The 16,046-nt window shown below is 64.9% G+C and carries 16 protein-coding genes and 1 pseudogene; 7 read left to right on the top strand and 10 right to left on the bottom strand.

The genetic code is table 11. The features are described from left to right. Positions 1-15 precede the first annotated feature (15 nt). Positions 16-2,271: a catalase/peroxidase HPI gene (gene katG / locus E0T84_RS04010; protein WP_138743814.1), complete on the top strand. Its 2,256-nt coding sequence runs from the start codon at positions 16-18 to the stop codon at positions 2,269-2,271. Between the two features lie 19 nt (positions 2,272-2,290). Here katG and E0T84_RS04005 read toward each other — a convergent pair whose 3' ends face one another. The 3 genes from E0T84_RS04005 to E0T84_RS03995 form a co-directional block, all read right to left on the bottom strand. Next, a complete protein-coding gene (locus E0T84_RS04005) occupies positions 2,291-2,869 on the bottom strand; it encodes a zeta toxin family protein (protein ID WP_138743813.1) in 579 nt (192 codons plus the stop codon). A gap of 37 nt (positions 2,870-2,906) precedes the next feature. Then, positions 2,907-3,296 carry a hypothetical protein gene (locus tag E0T84_RS04000; protein WP_070185606.1) on the bottom strand — a complete coding sequence of 130 codons (390 nt, stop codon included), beginning with the start codon at positions 3,294-3,296 and terminating at the stop codon, positions 2,907-2,909. A gap of 67 nt (positions 3,297-3,363) precedes the next feature. Beyond that, entirely contained in the window at positions 3,364-4,380 is a 1,017-nt protein-coding gene (locus tag E0T84_RS03995; RefSeq protein ID WP_138743812.1) for a TIGR03617 family F420-dependent LLM class oxidoreductase, read from the bottom strand. A 126-nt stretch (positions 4,381-4,506) separates the two neighbouring features. On the opposite strand from E0T84_RS03995, the gene E0T84_RS03990 reads away from it, so the two are divergent. The 4 genes from E0T84_RS03990 to E0T84_RS03975 all read left to right on the top strand — a co-directional run bounded on the left by E0T84_RS03990 (position 4,507) and on the right by E0T84_RS03975 (position 8,837). Then, the gene (locus E0T84_RS03990) at positions 4,507-5,862 is read left to right on the top strand and encodes an alpha/beta hydrolase-fold protein (RefSeq protein WP_138743811.1); all 1,356 of its coding nucleotides are present in this window, start codon (positions 4,507-4,509) and stop codon (positions 5,860-5,862) included. Between the two features lie 400 nt (positions 5,863-6,262). Then, positions 6,263-6,673 (top strand): transglycosylase family protein, encoded by a 411-nt coding sequence (locus E0T84_RS03985; protein WP_070185609.1) that lies wholly within the window; start codon positions 6,263-6,265, stop codon positions 6,671-6,673. Positions 6,674-7,127: 454 nt separating this feature from the next. Continuing rightward, positions 7,128-8,342 carry a S1C family serine protease gene (locus E0T84_RS03980; RefSeq protein ID WP_249383570.1) on the top strand — a complete coding sequence of 405 codons (1,215 nt, stop codon included), beginning with the start codon at positions 7,128-7,130 and terminating at the stop codon, positions 8,340-8,342. A gap of 99 nt (positions 8,343-8,441) precedes the next feature. Then, positions 8,442-8,837 (top strand): tautomerase family protein, encoded by a 396-nt coding sequence (locus E0T84_RS03975; RefSeq protein WP_138743809.1) that lies wholly within the window; start codon positions 8,442-8,444, stop codon positions 8,835-8,837. 6 nt (positions 8,838-8,843) lie between these two features. On the opposite strand, the gene E0T84_RS03970 is transcribed toward E0T84_RS03975, so the two are convergent. The 5 genes from E0T84_RS03970 to E0T84_RS03950 form a co-directional block, all read right to left on the bottom strand. Continuing rightward, positions 8,844-9,458, bottom strand: a complete 615-nt coding sequence (locus E0T84_RS03970; protein ID WP_138743808.1) for an isoprenylcysteine carboxylmethyltransferase family protein — start codon at positions 9,456-9,458, stop codon at positions 8,844-8,846. 18 nt (positions 9,459-9,476) lie between these two features. Next, entirely contained in the window at positions 9,477-10,166 is a 690-nt protein-coding gene (locus tag E0T84_RS03965) for a cation transporter (protein WP_070185622.1), read from the bottom strand. Continuing rightward, a complete protein-coding gene (locus E0T84_RS03960; RefSeq protein ID WP_070185610.1) occupies positions 10,166-10,495 on the bottom strand; it encodes a helix-turn-helix transcriptional regulator in 330 nt (109 codons plus the stop codon). The genes E0T84_RS03965 and E0T84_RS03960 overlap by 1 nt, the downstream gene beginning before the upstream one ends. A 69-nt stretch (positions 10,496-10,564) precedes the next feature. After that, entirely contained in the window at positions 10,565-10,906 is a 342-nt protein-coding gene (locus tag E0T84_RS03955; RefSeq protein ID WP_138743807.1) for a hypothetical protein, read from the bottom strand. Between the two features lie 244 nt (positions 10,907-11,150). Continuing rightward, positions 11,151-12,062 carry an MBL fold metallo-hydrolase gene (locus tag E0T84_RS03950; protein ID WP_070185612.1) on the bottom strand — a complete coding sequence of 304 codons (912 nt, stop codon included), beginning with the start codon at positions 12,060-12,062 and terminating at the stop codon, positions 11,151-11,153. Here E0T84_RS03950 and E0T84_RS03945 point away from each other — a divergent pair. Next, complete coding sequence (locus tag E0T84_RS03945) at positions 12,061-12,594, top strand: VOC family protein (protein WP_371725691.1); 534 nt, start codon at positions 12,061-12,063, stop codon at positions 12,592-12,594. The genes E0T84_RS03950 and E0T84_RS03945 overlap by 2 nt on opposite strands. 473 nt (positions 12,595-13,067) lie before the next feature. Then, complete coding sequence (locus tag E0T84_RS03940) at positions 13,068-13,748, top strand: hypothetical protein (protein ID WP_138743806.1); 681 nt, start codon at positions 13,068-13,070, stop codon at positions 13,746-13,748. A 94-nt stretch (positions 13,749-13,842) separates the two neighbouring features. Here the strand turns inward: E0T84_RS03940 and tnpB are convergent, their stop codons facing one another. Next, positions 13,843-15,306 carry an IS607 family element RNA-guided endonuclease TnpB gene (tnpB, locus tag E0T84_RS03935; RefSeq protein ID WP_138743805.1) on the bottom strand — a complete coding sequence of 488 codons (1,464 nt, stop codon included), beginning with the start codon at positions 15,304-15,306 and terminating at the stop codon, positions 13,843-13,845. After that, positions 15,299-15,892, bottom strand: a pseudogene (locus E0T84_RS03930) (IS607 family transposase). The gene tnpB and the pseudogene E0T84_RS03930 overlap by 8 nt, the downstream one beginning before the upstream one ends. Positions 15,893-16,046 lie beyond the last annotated feature (154 nt).

Raw genomic sequence — 16,046 nt, 5'->3', positions numbered from 1 at the left:
ATGAAAGGCAACGCAATGCCCCCGAACAGCTCCGATACCTCCGATGCCCGCCCTCCTGAGGCCGACACCGAAACCCACAGCCACAGCGAGTCCGAGAACCCGGTCATCGAGTCGCCCAAACCCAAGGCCCACGCACCGCTGACCAACCGCGACTGGTGGCCCGACCAAGTCGATGTCAGCAGACTGCACAAGCAACCCGCCGAGGGGAACCCGCTGGGCGCGGGTTTCGACTATGCCAAGGAATTCCAGAAGCTCGATGTCGAGGCGCTGCGCGCCGACATGCTCGAGTTGATGACGGATTCGCAGGACTGGTGGCCTGCCGATTACGGCAGCTACGCCGGCCTGTTCATCCGGATGAGCTGGCACGCTGCCGGCACCTACCGGATCTTCGACGGCCGCGGCGGCGGGGGCCAGGGTGCGCAACGGTTCGCCCCGATCAACAGCTGGCCGGACAATGTCAGCCTGGACAAAGCGCGCCGGCTGCTCTGGCCGGTCAAACAGAAGTACGGCAACAAGATCTCCTGGGCTGACCTGATCGTGTTCGCCGGCAACGTCGCGCTGGAGTCCGCGGGTTTCAAAACCTTTGGGTTCGCGTTCGGCCGCCAGGACATCTGGGAGCCCGAGGAGATCCTGTGGGGTCAGGAGGACACCTGGCTGGGCACCGACCAGCGCTATGGCGGCACCAACGAAAGCGACCGCAAGCTGTCCAACCCGTTCGGTGCCACCACGATGGGCTTGATCTATGTGAATCCGGAAGGCCCCGAAGGCAAGCCGGATCCGCTGGCCGCGGCGCACGATATCCGCGAGACGTTCGGCCGGATGGCGATGAATGACGAAGAGACCGCCGCGCTCATCGTCGGTGGTCACACCCTCGGAAAGACCCACGGCGCCGGTTCCGGCGATCTGGTCGGACCTGAACCCGAGGCCGCACCCATCGAGCAGCAGGGCCTGGGCTGGAAGTGTGCGTTCGGTTCGGGCAAGGCCGGAGACACCATCACCAGCGGACTGGAGGTCGTGTGGACCACGACGCCGACGAAATGGAGCAACAGCTATCTGGAGATCCTCTACGGCCATGAGTGGGAGTTGACCCAGAGCCCGGGCGCGGCTTGGCAATTCGAGGCCAAAGACGCCGATGCCATCATCCCGGACCCGTTCGGCGGGCCGCCCCGCAAGCCCACCATGCTCGTCACCGACATCTCGATGCGGGTGGATCCGATCTACGGCCCGATCACCCAGCGCTGGCTCGAGCACCCCGAGGAACTCAACGAGGCATTCGCGAAAGCCTGGTTCAAGCTGTTGCATCGCGACATGGGACCGATCAGCCGCTATCTCGGCCCGTGGATTCCCGAGCCTCAGCTGTGGCAGGACCCCGTGCCCGATGTCGACCATCCGCTGATCGATGAGCAGGACATCGCGACGCTCAAAGGCCGACTGCTCGACTCCGGCTTGTCGGTGCAGCAGTTGGTCAAGACGGCGTGGTCCGCGGCGGCAAGCTTCCGTGGCACCGACAAACGCGGCGGTGCCAACGGTGGGCGCTTGCGCCTGCAGCCGCAACGCGATTGGGAGGTCAACGAACCGTCCGAGCTCGACAAGGTGTTGCCGGTGCTGGAGCGGATCCAGCAGGAATTCAACGCGTCGGCCTCCGGCGGCAAGCAGGTCTCGTTGGCCGATCTCATCGTTCTGGGCGGCTCGGCAGCGATCGAAAAGGCGGCCAAAGACGGAGGATACGAGATCAAGGTGCACTTCGTGCCGGGCCGCACCGATGCGTCGCAGGAGAACACGGATGTGGATTCGTTCGCGGTGCTGGAACCACGGGCCGACGGATTCCGCAACTATGTGCGTACAGGTGAGAAGGCGCCCCTCGAGCAGCTGTTGGTGGACAAGACGTACTTCCTGAACCTGACCGCACCGGAGCTGACCGTCCTGATCGGCGGCCTGCGCGCACTGGGCGCCAACCACGGTGGTGGCAAGCACGGTGTGTTCACTGCGCGACCCGGCACATTGTCCAACGACTTCTTCGTCAACCTGTTGGACATGAGTACCGAGTGGAAGGCGTCCGAGACGGCTGAGAACGTCTACGAGGGGCGGGATCGCGCGACGGGGGCAACGCGGTGGACGGCCACCGCCAACGACCTTGTGTTCGGCTCGAATTCGGTTCTGCGTGCCATCGCCGAGGTCTACGCACAGGAAGACAACAAGGCCAAGTTCGTGGAAGATTTCGCGGCGGCGTGGGTCAAGGTGATGAACAACGACCGGTTCGACCTGGATTGAGGCGAGTGACCACCGGCGGTTACTCGGTCCAATGTGAAATGAGCACCGCCGCTGCCCATTTCGGCCAGTTGGGCGACCCGACGACGTACCCGCCCGCTATCTGGGCGGCGATGCGGGGGCCTCGGATGGTGCTGTTGTCGTAGAACGTCGCGGCATCCGCACGCATCGCGGCGACGGCGACCAGATCCCAAAGTCGTTGGTACCGTTCCCGGATCTTGGCCTCGGGTACGTCGTGGCCGCCCGCTGAAACCCGGTGGCGCACGCGCTGCACGGCAAGTTCTTCGGGGATGAGGATGCAGTGCAGGACCACCGTGTAGCCGGCACGGTGTGCCATGTCGATGAGGTCGAGTTTGGAGGGGTGGGAGAACACGGTCTCGGCGATGAACGACTCACCGAGTTCGATGAGTTTGGCTCGGGTTTCGGCCGCGACCAATGCCGCTTCATATGAGTGCGGGGCCGGGTCTTCGGGCCAACGCCGCTTGGCGATTTCGTCTGCGTTGACGAACGGGCTGCCGGGCAGCAGAGGCGAGAGGGTGAGCTCGACGAAGGTGGACTTGCCGGCACCGTTGCAGCCGACGACGAGATCGAGGCGTTTCACCGCGCGGTGATACGGCCCACGTCAGTGCCGGCCACGATCACGCTTTGTGTGCCAGCACCGCAGTGCTGCCGTCGGGGCGGTACTGCACGATCTCGCCGTTTGCGTCGAGCGCCACCGTGGTGATCCCGCGTCCGGCCAGCGTTTTGCCATAGTCAGCGCGCGCCAGGCTTTCCTCGATGGAGGCGGCGATCTCGGCGTCGAAAACCGTGCCTTCCTCGGTCGTCAAATCGCGCAGGGGCAGATCGCCTGCCAACGCGGACTCCACCTTGCGGCGTGCCGCACTGTGTTGGCTCGACACCGCCCGGCCCACGCGAGCCCAATGGTCGAGCTGCTGTTTGGCTGACCGGCTCTGACGCGCGCCTTCGGCGGCCGCGCTATCCATGAGATCAGCGGCGAACCGGGTAACCCGATCTGCGGTTTCGGTCATGACAGACCTCCGTTGTAGCAGTCTGAAACCAGCGTAGCAGAATGCTACAGCGCGGGTAATGTGCGCTTCACCTCGTCGACAGCCGTTTCGCGATCTCGCCGTAGCGTTCGAAGCGTTCGGCGCCGCCCAGCGCGTTGTAGAGCACCAGCCGGGTGGCGATCCCGGCGTATTTGTCGATCAGCGCCTCAGCCAATCCGTCCCACGTCGATTCGGTGGCGAACGCGGCGATGTGGTCGTCGGTGATCTGTGCGGCCATGCCTGCGATGTCACCGGCTTTCTGTTTCTCCCGCAGCCGGGCCGTGGTGCCGTCGAAGCCGGCCTCGTCCCAGATGAACGCGTAGTTCGGCGTACTCCCGTAGAAACTCATGCTGGCCCGCACCAACTCGCGCTCGTGGGCGCGTTCTTCGTCCGTGTCGCCGACGATCGTCATGACCGGCACGATCTTGGCGATGTCGGCAGGGGCGCGGCCCGCCCTGGCCGCTCCAGCGGCAATATTGGGCATTACGTGGCGAGCGATGTAGCCCGGCTCGCCGATCGGGTGGATGTGCACCCCGTCGGCCACCTCGCCCGCCATGCGCAGCATCCACGGATTCACGGCCGCGATGTCCACTTTGGGATCGGGCGCATCGATCGGGCCGGGACTCCACTGGGGCGTGATGAAGTCGAGGTTGTAGAAGTCGCCGTGATGATCGAGGGTTCCGGTTCGGAAAGCCGTGAAACACGCCTTCACGGCCAGCACGTAGTCGCGCAGGCGCGGTCCGGGGTGTTCGAAGGGCATCCCGTAGCGCCGGACCATGTGGGTACGGACCTGGGTGCCGATACCGAGCCGGAACCTGCCTCCGGTTGCTTCCTGGAGTTCCCAGGCTGACGCCGCGGTGATGAACGGGCTGCGTGGAAACGCGACGGCGACACCGGTCGAGAGCTCCAGGCCGGGAGCGGCCTGAGAAGCCACCGCCGCGTTCAGATACGCGGTGCGGCCCGTCTCGGTGAGCAGGAGCCCGGAGAATCCGGCGGACTGGGCGCTGCGGGCAAGCTCACCGACTTTTGCCAGCGGTTGCGGAACGGTCATCGCATCGACGTACACGTGGGCAGCGTACGTGTCGAACGTCCGAAATGCCTTAGAAGTCAACCGTTTCACGCCTAGACTCGAAGAAGATCAGGGCAATCGGACTTGTCAACCAGGGCTCGTTGCAACTGAAGGAGGGGACCTATGGTCAGGATTCACACGGTCGTGGCGGGGGAGTCGCTGTCGGCATTGGCGTTGCGGTTCTACGGGGATGCCGAACTGTATCGGCTGATCGCTGCGGCCAGCGCAATTCCCGATTCGGACGTCGTCAACGTCGGACAGCAGCTGGTCTTCCCAGACTATGCGCGTCTCACTGCGGCCCCCGGGGAAACGTTGTCGGCGGTGGCGTCCCGCTTCTACGGACAGCCCGATCTGGCCCGCTTGATCGCGGCCGCCAACGGAATCGGCGAGGGCGCCGGCCTCAATCCCGGGCAACGGCTCATCGTCCCCGAACTCAAGCGTTACACGGTTGCGCCGGGAGATACGTTGTCGGCGTTGGCATCACGCTTCTACGGTGATGCCTTGTTCTATCCGCCGATCGCCGCGGTCAACGACATCCCCGATCCGGGTCACCTCAAACCAGGGCAGACGCTGGTCATATTCAGCGGTCGCAGTGACGGCTTCGGTCTGCGGATCGTCGACCGCAACGAGAGTGATCCTCGCCTGTGGTACTACCGATTCCAGACCGCCGCCGTCGGCTGGAACCCCGGCGTCAACGTTCTGCTTCCCGACGACTATCACACCAGCGGCCGCACCTACCCGGTGCTGTACATGTTCCACGGCGGTGCCGACGACTTCCGTCAGTTCGACTTTCTGGGAATCCGCAGCTGGACGGCCGGCAAGCCGATCATCGTGGTGATGCCCGACGGCGGGCACGCTGGTTGGTACTCCAACCCGGTCACGTCCTTTGTCGGGCCGCGCAATTGGGAGACGTTCCACATCGCCCAGCTGCTGCCGTGGATCGAAGCGAACTTCCGGACGTACGCCGAGTACGACGGCCGTGCGGTCGGCGGTTTCTCGATGGGCGGTTTTGGTGCGCTGAAATACACCGCCAAGTACTACGGCCATTTCGCATCGGTCAGCGCCCACTCCGGGCCGGCGAGTCTGCGCCGCGATTTCGGCCTCGTGGTGCACTGGGCGAACATCACCTCGGCCGTTCTGGATCTGGGCGGCGGGACGGTCTACGGCGCGCCCTTCTGGGACCAGGCCAGGGTCAGTGCCGACAATCCGGTCGAGAGGATCGACAGCTACCGCAACAAACGGATCTTCCTTGTCGCCGGTACCAGTCCCGATCCGCTCAACTGGTTCGACAGCGTGAACGAGACGCAGGTGCTCGCCGGCCAACGCGAGTTCCGTGACCTGCTCGGCCGGGCCGGGATCCCGTTTGAGGCACACGAGGTGCCCGGGGGACACGTGTTCCGTCCCGAGATGTTCCAGCGCGACCTCGACGGCATCATCGCTCGCTTGCGCCCGGCGGCAGTGGTGGGCAACGTTCTGTAACAAAAACCACATCTCTCACAGCTGTCACATTTGCATCAGAATTCATTTCTTTCACTACCGTCTCTTCAGAATCTGAATTCACGGCAGTTGTAAATCGCCACAGCGGTAGGCCCTGAATTTATGAGAGCGGTGCCGTGTGCCGCCGGCCGGACCGAGATGCGACAAGTGGGGTACTGACCTGTGCCGATGGGCGATTCGGCCGCGGGATCTCGCCTACCTCACTGGCCACAGAAAGCGCATAACTATTAAATAAACTCAAAGAGGATAATTAGACTCTCTAGCACGGCTATTTTACTTTCACCTCATTGGTAAACTCTGCATCACGATGGGCTGCAAATAGTCTTTCGCCCCGCCATTACCGGCGGGCACGGGCAGTGCCCGCCGCCATGAAGGGATCGACATGCGCGTGCGCAGGGTCGTCACCGTGTTCGGGTTCATCGGTGCATTCACCTTGGCCCAGACCCTCCTGACTGTTCCGAACGCCGGCGCAGAGCCGAACTGGGATGCGATGGCGCAATGTGAATCGGGCGGGAACTGGGCAGCTGACACCGGCAACGGCTTCTACGGAGGGCTGCAGTTCACTCCTGCCACGTGGGCCTCCCACGGAGGAACCGGATCGCCTGCTGCGGCGAGTCGCGAAGAGCAGATTCGCGTGGCCCGCAACGTATTGCAGACTCAAGGCCTGGGAGCGTGGCCGGTCTGTGGTGGGCCGATCGGCCAGGCCACCGGAACCTGCCGCCAGGTGATGGTCTGGATCCCCCTGAGGAACCTGCCAAGGCTGTGCACCTTGGTGCTCAATCCATTGGGCTGATGCGCACATTCGCCGCTCGGCTGGCGACGTTCCTGCCGCAGTGGCGCTTTCGGGTTCGCGGCTGCGCGCTGTGACCGCGGCCACGCGCAGCCCGGCAAAGTCTTGGGCCGCACCGAGCTCACTCTCAGCTAACCCTCAGTACCGGACTGCAGCATCTACATAGGCGCCGGCACGGCGCATAAATGTCGGTGTCGCAACGAAAGAAGCAAGCGCAATGAATCAGTGGCCGGGATTGTCATCATCGAATAGCAACCAGGGGTGGGAAGCGAAACAGGCCACAGGTCAGCCGGATCCGAGCCCGTGGAGCCGGAAGGGTTATCAGCAGCCGTATCCGCCCTAAGGGCTGCATCCCGAGATGACCCAGAAGTTCGATACGCCCGTCACTCAGGAAGCGTCGCAACCGAAGAAGAAGTCGCGCGTCGGCGTGCTCGTCGCCGGCACCGCCGCGGTCGCCATGGCGACGGGTGCGGTCGCAGCGATCGCTGTGGTGGACCATGCCGGACCGCCGAGTCCGGTGGCCCAGGCGTCGGCGCCCGACCGCATCGGCAAGCCGTTGCCCGCCCCAGGGGCTGTTCCGGTGCAGCCGAAGGGTTCGGCGCCGGCCGGATCGGTCGAACAGGTCTCGGCCAAAGTGCTGCCCAGCGTGGTCAAACTGCAGATCGAAACCGGGCAAGGGCGTGAGGAAGGCTCCGGCATCGTCCTGACCGAGGACGGCCTCATCCTCACCAACAACCACGTTGTGGCCTCCGCGGCGCGCGGCACCGGCGATCAGGGGCCGCTTGCCACCCAGATGTCACCCGATGGCCCGTTCCCCGGCTTGCCGCGCGGCCTGTTCCCCGGCGGCGACCCGTACTCACCCGACGGACCGTCGGCCGACAGATCCGGACGGGCCGGCGGCGCGATTGAGGCGACCGTGACGATGTCCGACGGACGTACGGTGCCGTTCTCCGTGATCGGCACCGACCCCGCCGACGACATTGCGGTGGTGAAGGCACAGAACGTCTCTGGGCTCACCCCGATCACGATCGGTTCTTCGAAGGACTTGAAGGTCGGCCAGAACGTCGTCGCGATCGGCTCGCCGCTGGGTCTGCAGGGGACGGTGACGACGGGCATCATCAGCGCCCTGGATCGCCCGGTCACCACCGGCGGCGGCCAGAGCGGCCAGCAATCGGTGATGAGCGCCATCCAGACCGATGCGGCGATCAACCCGGGCAACTCCGGCGGTGCGCTCGTCGACATGAACGGAGACCTGATCGGGGTCAACTCCGCAATCGCCTCGCTGGGTGGTGGCCAAAGTTCGCCGGGTAGCGGGCCGGCCGGATCGATCGGTCTGGGCTTCGCCATTCCGGTGGATCAGGCCAAACGTATTGCCGACGAACTGGTTTCGACCGGCACCGTCCAACACGCCTCGCTGGGTGTTCAGCTCTCCGGCAACGACACCAATGGCGCAACGGTCGCCGGCGTGGTCAGGGGTGGTCCGGCGGCAGTCGCCGGCCTGAACGAGGGTGCGGTGATCACCAAGCTCGACGACAAGGTGATCGACAGTCCCGATGCCCTGGTCGCCGCGGTGCGTTCCAAGGCGCCGGGGGACACCGTGACGCTGACTTTTGAGGACTCGTCGGGCGCGTCGCGCACCGTGGACGTCACCCTCGGACAGGTGCAGGCGTAGCAGCCAGTTACCGGGCCCCAGCCTCGCACATTCGAGGCTGGGGCCCACGTCTTGAAAATTGGAATGACGGCCGCCCGCCACGTGTGTGACGATTCCCGGATGCCCAGCACGCTCATCGAGGTCAGGCGCCCGTACAACGAATCCGATGAGGTGGCGATCATCGATGCGGTGCACGATGCGCTGGTGTCCGCGTTCCAGATACCTCCCGGCGACAAGCATGTCCGATTGGTATCCCATGAACCGCATCGCTTCTCGTATTCACCCGGATTGGCTCACCCCGAGCTGTACACGTTCGTTGCGATCGACTGCTTCGCCGGTCGATCGGTCGAGGCCAAGCGGAATCTCTACCGGGAGATCACCACTCGTCTGCAGGCGCTGGGCATCCCTGCAAACCACGTCACGATTGTTTTGCGTGAGAGCGCACTCGAGAACTGGGGCGTACGAGGCGGACAGGCCGCGTGCGACGTCGACCTTGGCTTCGCGGTCAACGTCTGATCGGTGTCAACGGGACCTCTCGTACCGCCCGAGGCCGGGGACGAATCGCCCGACGGCAGCACAGTAGTCGCGGTACGACTCACCATGGGTGCGGAGCAGGTAAGGCTCCTCGACGATCCTGACCTGGAGTTCGATCGTCGCCAGCAATACGACGAACCCGACTAACGCAATCGGGTTGGGCGTCATCAGGGTAATGCCGCCGGCGAAGACCAGCATGGCGGTAAAGATCGGGTTGCGCACGGTTCCGAATACCCCGTTGCGCACCAACGTCGTTGTCTCACTGGGGTCAACGCCGATTCGCCAAGACTCGCCCATATCCAGTTGGGCATAGACGGTGCCCGCTACTCCTACGACGGCGAGCACTGTCCCGAGCGCCTGAATCCACGCGGCCTGCAGGCCTGCGATCGGGATGAGGATTCCGAGAAACTGCGCCGCTGGAGCGAAGACTCCGACGATGACCGCCACGATGAATCCGACGCCGGCCAGCCACTCCAGCGAGCCGGGCCGTCCGTGAATGCCGCGGAACCCGGTCGAACCGCTACGGCGGTACTGAACCCAGCTACGCCAGCCGAATCCCAAGACGGCGAAGATCAGATAGAGAATCAGTGCGGCCACAGCCATGTTCATCTCCTTGCGTGATCACTCGGTGCGGTTCGGGCAGCAGCCGTCTCCGCCGTCGGCAGCAGGAAGGGCTGTGGTGCAGCAGGTTTGGCCACGCCACGCTTTGCGTCCTTCGTAGCCGGCAACGCCGGCCAGGATGAGTGCAGCGATCGGGTCGGCCCAACTCCAGCCGAAGAGACTGTTGAGCACCAGGCCGGCGAGCACCACAGCGGACAGGTAGGTGCAGAGCAGGGTTTGCTTGGAGTCGGCGACAGCAGAGCGGGATCCGAGTTCGCGGCCGGCTCGGCGTTGGGCCCACGACAGCACGGGCATGACGATGAGGCTGGCCGCGGTCAGCGCGATGCCGATTGTCGAGTGTCGAGCCTCGGCCGCTCCGGTGAGTGATCGGATCGATTCGACCGTCACGTAGCCGGCCAGCGCGAAGAATGACACCGCGATGATCCGGAGCGCGGTCTTTTCTCTGGCTTCTGGGTCCGGACCGGAGAATTGCCAGGCGACCGCAGCGGCCGAAGACACTTCGATCACGGAGTCGAGGCCGAAGCCGATCAACGCGGTCGAGGACACCCTGGCGCCTTCGCCGATCGCGACGATCGCCTCGATCACGTTGTAGGCGATGGTTGCCGCGACAAACCACCGGATTCGCCCGTGCAGCAGAGCGCGTCGCGCCGGGGTCAGGGCAGGAGCGGGGTACTCGAGGTCCGAGGCCATCAGCAACACCCGTCGGAAGCTGCGTTCGGGCAATGTTCGGACTCGGCGGCGAGCACCACCTGCAGTAGATCGTTCAGTGCGTGGGCAAGCCTGCCGTCGGCGAGTTCATAGCGCGTGCGCCGACCTTCTGGAACGGCGACGACCAGGCCGCAACCGCGCAGGCAGGCGAGGTGGTTGGACATGCTCTGGCGGGATACCCCCGCCGCTTCGGCCAGGTCTGCCGGATATCCCGGCGAATCCTTGAGTGCCAGCAGGATCTTGGAACGGGTTTGATCCGACAGCGCGTGACCGAACCGGGCCAGCACTGCCACCTGGGTGAGTGTCTCCACATCGGCAACAGTACATCCATATATGTATTCAGAAAAGGATGTACCGTTGGCGCACTCGTAGGTTCGCGGCTAGATGGCCCCTGGGGTGCCGGGAGGGCTGAGAGATCCGTCGACATTTGGCACCATCGCAGGGGCCGGTATGCCGCCCTCCGCCGCGTTGTCGCCAGGGATCCCATCGTCGGGCGACTGGTCGTACATGCCGCCCCAACAGGCCGGATTCCACCCCTCGGTCGCGCACGCCGGATCATCCGGGCTGATGGGTTCGAGGGCCACCGGCACGCGGGGCGAGGCTGCAACAGCGGCGGCCGCATGCGCGGGGGTGACCGCGACCAGCACGGCCAAGCCGCCGATCGCCGCAACGGCCGTTCTCGTCAGTGCGCTCCGTACCTCGGAAGTCATCATCCAGTTCATCTGCCGCTCCTTCACCTGGGTACCGAACGAGTCGGCTAGACGTTTGCCGTTGCCGAACCGCCATCGCCCATGCTCGCAGCTCCGCGCACAGTGCGGAGGGAAACCGAGACTTCGCTGGAAGAAATCCGACATCCAGTTCAGGTTTGTCGTTCGCGTCAAAAATGAACGCGCACAGGGCGTCCGCCGCGAATAGGCCGGCGCTCTCAGTGCAGAACGACAGAACGCCGGCCCATCGCCCACGCGATCAGTAGTCCCAGGGGGCCGGCACACACCGGAATGCGTCGCCGGCGGTCGCCACGTGGCAGACCGAAGGGAACGGCAGGTGGGTAGCCACCAACGATTCTCCGGTCGCGGCGAGCTCGCGCAGCAACTGAATGCGAACGCGGGCCGCCTCCTCGGGATCGTGTTCGAATCCGTTCTGCCACTCGGGGTTATCGAACCCCGGCGCGAACACGGCATCACCGGCGAACGTCAGCTTGTCGCCCCGGGACTCGAGCCGGACCACGCTGTGACCGGGGGTGTGGCCACCGGTGCGCGAGATGAGCACACCAGGCGCCACCTCGTACTCCGACTCGAATGTCCGCAATTGACCCCGGTAATCGTCCAGGAACTGCGTGGCCACCCTGCGCAACACATCGGGTATCGGCTGGGGCATGACGGTGCGGGAGAAGTCCGGCGACTCCCAGAACTCGGCCTCGGCGGTCGCGGCGTGGATCTGCAGGTCCGGACGCAGCCGTTCCTTCAGCCCTTCGCTGATCAGTCCGCCCACGTGGTCCATGTGCATGTGGGTGAGCACCACATCGGTCACAGCGTCGAGATTGACGCCGGCGGCCTCCAGGCGCTGGACGGTGTTGCCGGCGCGCGGGAAGTCCGGGAACTCCAGGCCCAGCCCCGCGTCGACGAGGATCGTCTTCTCGCCGCTGCGCACCACCACCACGTTCAGCGGCCAGTCGATCACGTCAGGCGGCAGGAAGTTGTGGTCCAACCAGCCCCCCAACTCGGCCGGCTCAGCGTTGGTCGCCAGGGTCGAGGCCGTGATCGGCAGGACGCCATCGCTGATCACCAGCACCTCGATGTCGCCCACCTGCACCGCATAACGTGACGGCACCAACTCGTCGACCGGACTTCCAAGGCGTGAAAGGTTGTCCAAGCTCATGCGTTCTCCTCCTGAGGGCTGTACGGGAAGACATGGTGAAATGACCTGTCTTTCCCGGGGAACGCCGTCGGAGGCGCAGATTCATCCGCTCCGCGGCTATGGTCGGATCATGGCCGCGGTCAGACAATTTCAAGTCACGTTGGACTGCGCAGACCCCGAACGGCTGGCTCGCTTCTGGTGCGCGGTGCTGGGGTATGTGATACCGCCGCCACCGCCGGGGTTTGACTCGTGGGCGGATTTCGATCGGACGCTGCCTCAGGAGCGTCAGGGTTCGATGTTCGCTTGCGAGGCTCCTTCCGGTAGCGGGCCGCGGCTGTTCTTCCAACGAGTGCCCGAGGGCAAGGTCGTGAAGAACAGGCTGCATCTCGATGTGCGGGTGGGTGGGTGCCGGACTGATCGGTCAGGAGCGCGTGGAGGCACTCGAGGCCGAGTGCGCCAGGCTGGTCGCGTTGGGCGCGATCCGCGTGCGGCTGCTACCTGCCTATCGGTCCCCGTGCATGTGCGAATGACCGAATTGGACCTCGCCATCTGAGGCCGAATTGTCAACCGCGACTGGGCGTTTGATGCCGTCAGCGCGCTGGGATCTCAGGGATGCGCTCGGGCGCCGCGGCACCTGAGCCGTCGATACGGAGACCCGCGCAACAGGCCGTCTGGCAAAGGTGCAACGCATCGAAACACAGACCAGGGCCGGTCTCGAGCCAGCCCGGCCGCACCGGCGTTTTGCCAGATCGACGATGCTGCCATAGAGTGCACGGCTAATTACTACTATGCCGTAGTACCAGGCAGAGTGACACAAGTCACAGTGTGGCAAAGCGGGGAGGCAGTTGCCGCAACTGTGACGTGCCGGCGTAGCGCCGGCTCCTGCGTCGTCGCAGCTGTGACGCGCGCAGCAAACTCTTGCAGTCCAATCCTGCTTTTCGCGCCGAGAAGCGGGTTGGCCGGGGGGTGTTCGTGTCCGCCACACGAATCCACAAGTTCAGACCCCCCCACAAGGAGAGCCAGACCATGCCGCGAGCCAACCGGGCAATCGAGACGTTCGGAAGACCCAAGCACGCAAAGAAGATCGTTTCCACCGTCCTCGTCGCTTCTGGCCTCGCTGGTGCCACTTTGCTGACCTCGCCGATGCATCAGCATCCCGAGATCGCGGTTGAGCAACCGCCGGCGGACGGCACCGTCACCCACACGGCCGCAGCCGCCACCGTCCCGGCACCGGTGGTCGTCACCAAAGACTCCAGCGCACAGGACATCGTCAAGGCCATCGTGAGCCAGGGCAGGGCTGCCAGGTTGAGCGACGACCAGATCAAGACCGTCATCGCCACTGCGAAAATCGAGTCCGGCTTCCGCCCCGCCGTTTCCGGCGGTGTGCAGGCCTACGGGGGACCGGGAGGCTCTGCTGACGAGGTCATCGGCCTGTTCCAGGAGAAAGCCAGCTTCGGCACCGTGGCCGAACGCCAGGATCCCAACAAGTCGATCGCCCGGTTCATCGCCCGATTCACCGAGGCGTTCAAGAAGTACCGAATCACCAGCGGTGACGCGGTCCTGGCGGCCACGCTCGCGCAGAACCCGCAACTGCTGAAGTATCACGGCGGGGTCGGAACGCACTACTACAACACGGTCAAAGCCGCGATGGGTACGGCATCAGACTTGTACCGGGCCGCTGGCGCGCCGCTGCATCCAGTGACCTGATGCCCAGGGGGACAAGCTCTTTCGTGGCCCGAGTGGTCACACGTGACCGGTGAACCGTTGCCTTTTGGTGCGCGAATGTGAGTTCGCTTGTTCACTAGGCAGCCTCGCCTTGCGGTGAGGCGGTCCCCGTCTGATGCACCGTCTGGTGGTGCGGGGTTGACGTTTCATCGCCTGCTGCCTCGCCCGCTTTCGCGGGGTCGGTCTCACGCGTGGCTCCACGTCCTGCCGCCGGGCCACTCCCGGCGGGACCCTGTTCACCCACAACTGGTGTGGGTACGCCGAGTCGGGCGAGGTTGATCGCAGCACCCAGATCACGATCGATCCGGATACCGCATGCGTCGCATTCGAAGATTCGGTCGGCCAGGGTGAGGTTTGACTTTCGCCTCCCACAGGCGGTGCAGGTCTTCGACGACGGAAAATACCGGTCAGCAGCCACCAGAGTGCTACCGTACCAACGAGTTTTGTAGCCGAGCATGCGCCTGATCTCGGCCAGAGCGGCATCAGCCAGCGCGCGATTCAAACCCCGCTTGCGGGCGCCTCCCTTGGTGCGCATGCCGGCCGCGTTCAAGGTTTCGACCACGATCACCTGGTGTTGTTGGGCCAGGGCGGTGGTGGCCTTGTGCAGGACGTCGCGGCGCACCGCCGCGGCATGGGCGTGGGTGCGGCCGATGCGGGCCTGGGTTTTGCGCCACCGCTTCGAAGGGACCTGCTTGGTCTTGGAAGCAGGGTCATACGGGCCGTGCTGGCGGGCCGCTCGGCGCTGCAAGGCCCGCCGCCGGGATTGCGCCGCACTCAGCGACTTCGGCGCGCCGATACGATCGACTTCAACCCCGTCGGGCGTGGCGATGACCAGCAGACTGTCGGCTTTCACCCCGACATCGACACCCACCACCGCATGGGCCGACCGCCGTGCGTGCGCCGGCCGCGTCTTGGCTTCGACAATGGTCTGCAGGGCGCAGTGCCAGCGCCCGGCAGAGTCTTGGCGCACGGTGGCCGACAAGATCCGCGCCGACCCCGCCTCGAGCCGGCGGGCCAGCTTACGGGTCGATTCATGCGTGCGGATCGCACCCAGTCGCGGCAGGGTGACATGGCGGCGGTCGGGCTCGACCCGAATGGCCCCGGTGGTGAACCGCACCGACTTCGGGCTGCGGGCCGACGTGAACCGCGGGAACCCGACCACCGGACCCGTGCGCTCACCTTTACGGGACTTCGACCAGGCATCGAGTCCGCGGGCCAACCCATCCAGACCGGTGTTGTAGGCCTCCTTCGAGTTCTCGGCCCACCACGGCGCGCATGAGGCCTTGCGCAGGTTCCAGGCCTTGCGCAGCGCCGGCAACGACCATCCCAACCCCGGCGTCAACTCAGCATCAGACACCCCGTAGCTGCGTTCAGCGGCCCGCTGATCCATCACCGCTTTCACCAAGGCGAGTATGTGATTATGCGCGAACCGCGCCGCACCCGCGTGAGAGGCCAACGCCCGCACCTGCGCCTGCGTGGGGTCCAGGGCGAACCGGTATGCCTGCGCCGTCCATCCCTGGGGAATCTCGAACCTAGCCACCGCCACCCACCTCGACAGCCTCAGCCTGCTTGAGGGCGGTCACTGCCCGCATCGCCCGGTTGCGGGCGCCGCGGCGGCCATACAGGCGCACACACATCAAGGTCAGCACCTCGATCATGTCACCCACCAGATCATCGACAGTCTCGCCCTGATCGGCAACGATGATCCTGCGCCCCTGGGCGGACAACGCCGCTTCGAGGTGCTCCACCCCCAAGCGAGCCAACGGGTCCCGATGCTCCACGACCACCACCGAAGCAGACGGGTCCGACAAAATCCTTCGCAACCTCGGCCGCTTGCCGTTCAAGCCCGACCCCACCTCACACACCACCTCGCCGACCACGTGCCCATTCGCGCGGTAGCCCAGTCCGCCAACCGTGCAACCTGCCGGTCCAGATCCTGCCGTTGAACATGTGAGGACACCCGCGCATAGACGACCGTGCGACCGGATTGCCCACACTCTGGCGCATCGACCCAGATCGTCCCCGACTCCAAGCGGCGAACCGGCACCGGCATCCGGTCCTCACGAAACCACCGGCACGCCGTCTGCGGACGCACACCATTCGCGCGCCCACTCAGACAACTTCACACTCAATGAAACTGACAGTCGATCACATTTACTCACACCACACCGAACAGTTCGCAACCCCCGGAGTACCTGCACGGGGAGGTCAGGACCGGTCGTGGTGATTTCGTCTGCCGTCACACGCCCTGACAACCAGCGGAGCAGGTCCGGAAGAGAT

Origin of the sequence: Mycobacterium sp. DBP42 (assembly GCF_005924235.1) — a bacterium.
GTDB classification, from domain to species: Bacteria; Actinomycetota; Actinomycetes; order Mycobacteriales; family Mycobacteriaceae; genus Mycobacterium; species Mycobacterium syngnathidarum.
Note: the sequence above shows the minus strand (reverse complement) of the source record. Positions and strands in the feature narration are given on the sequence as shown.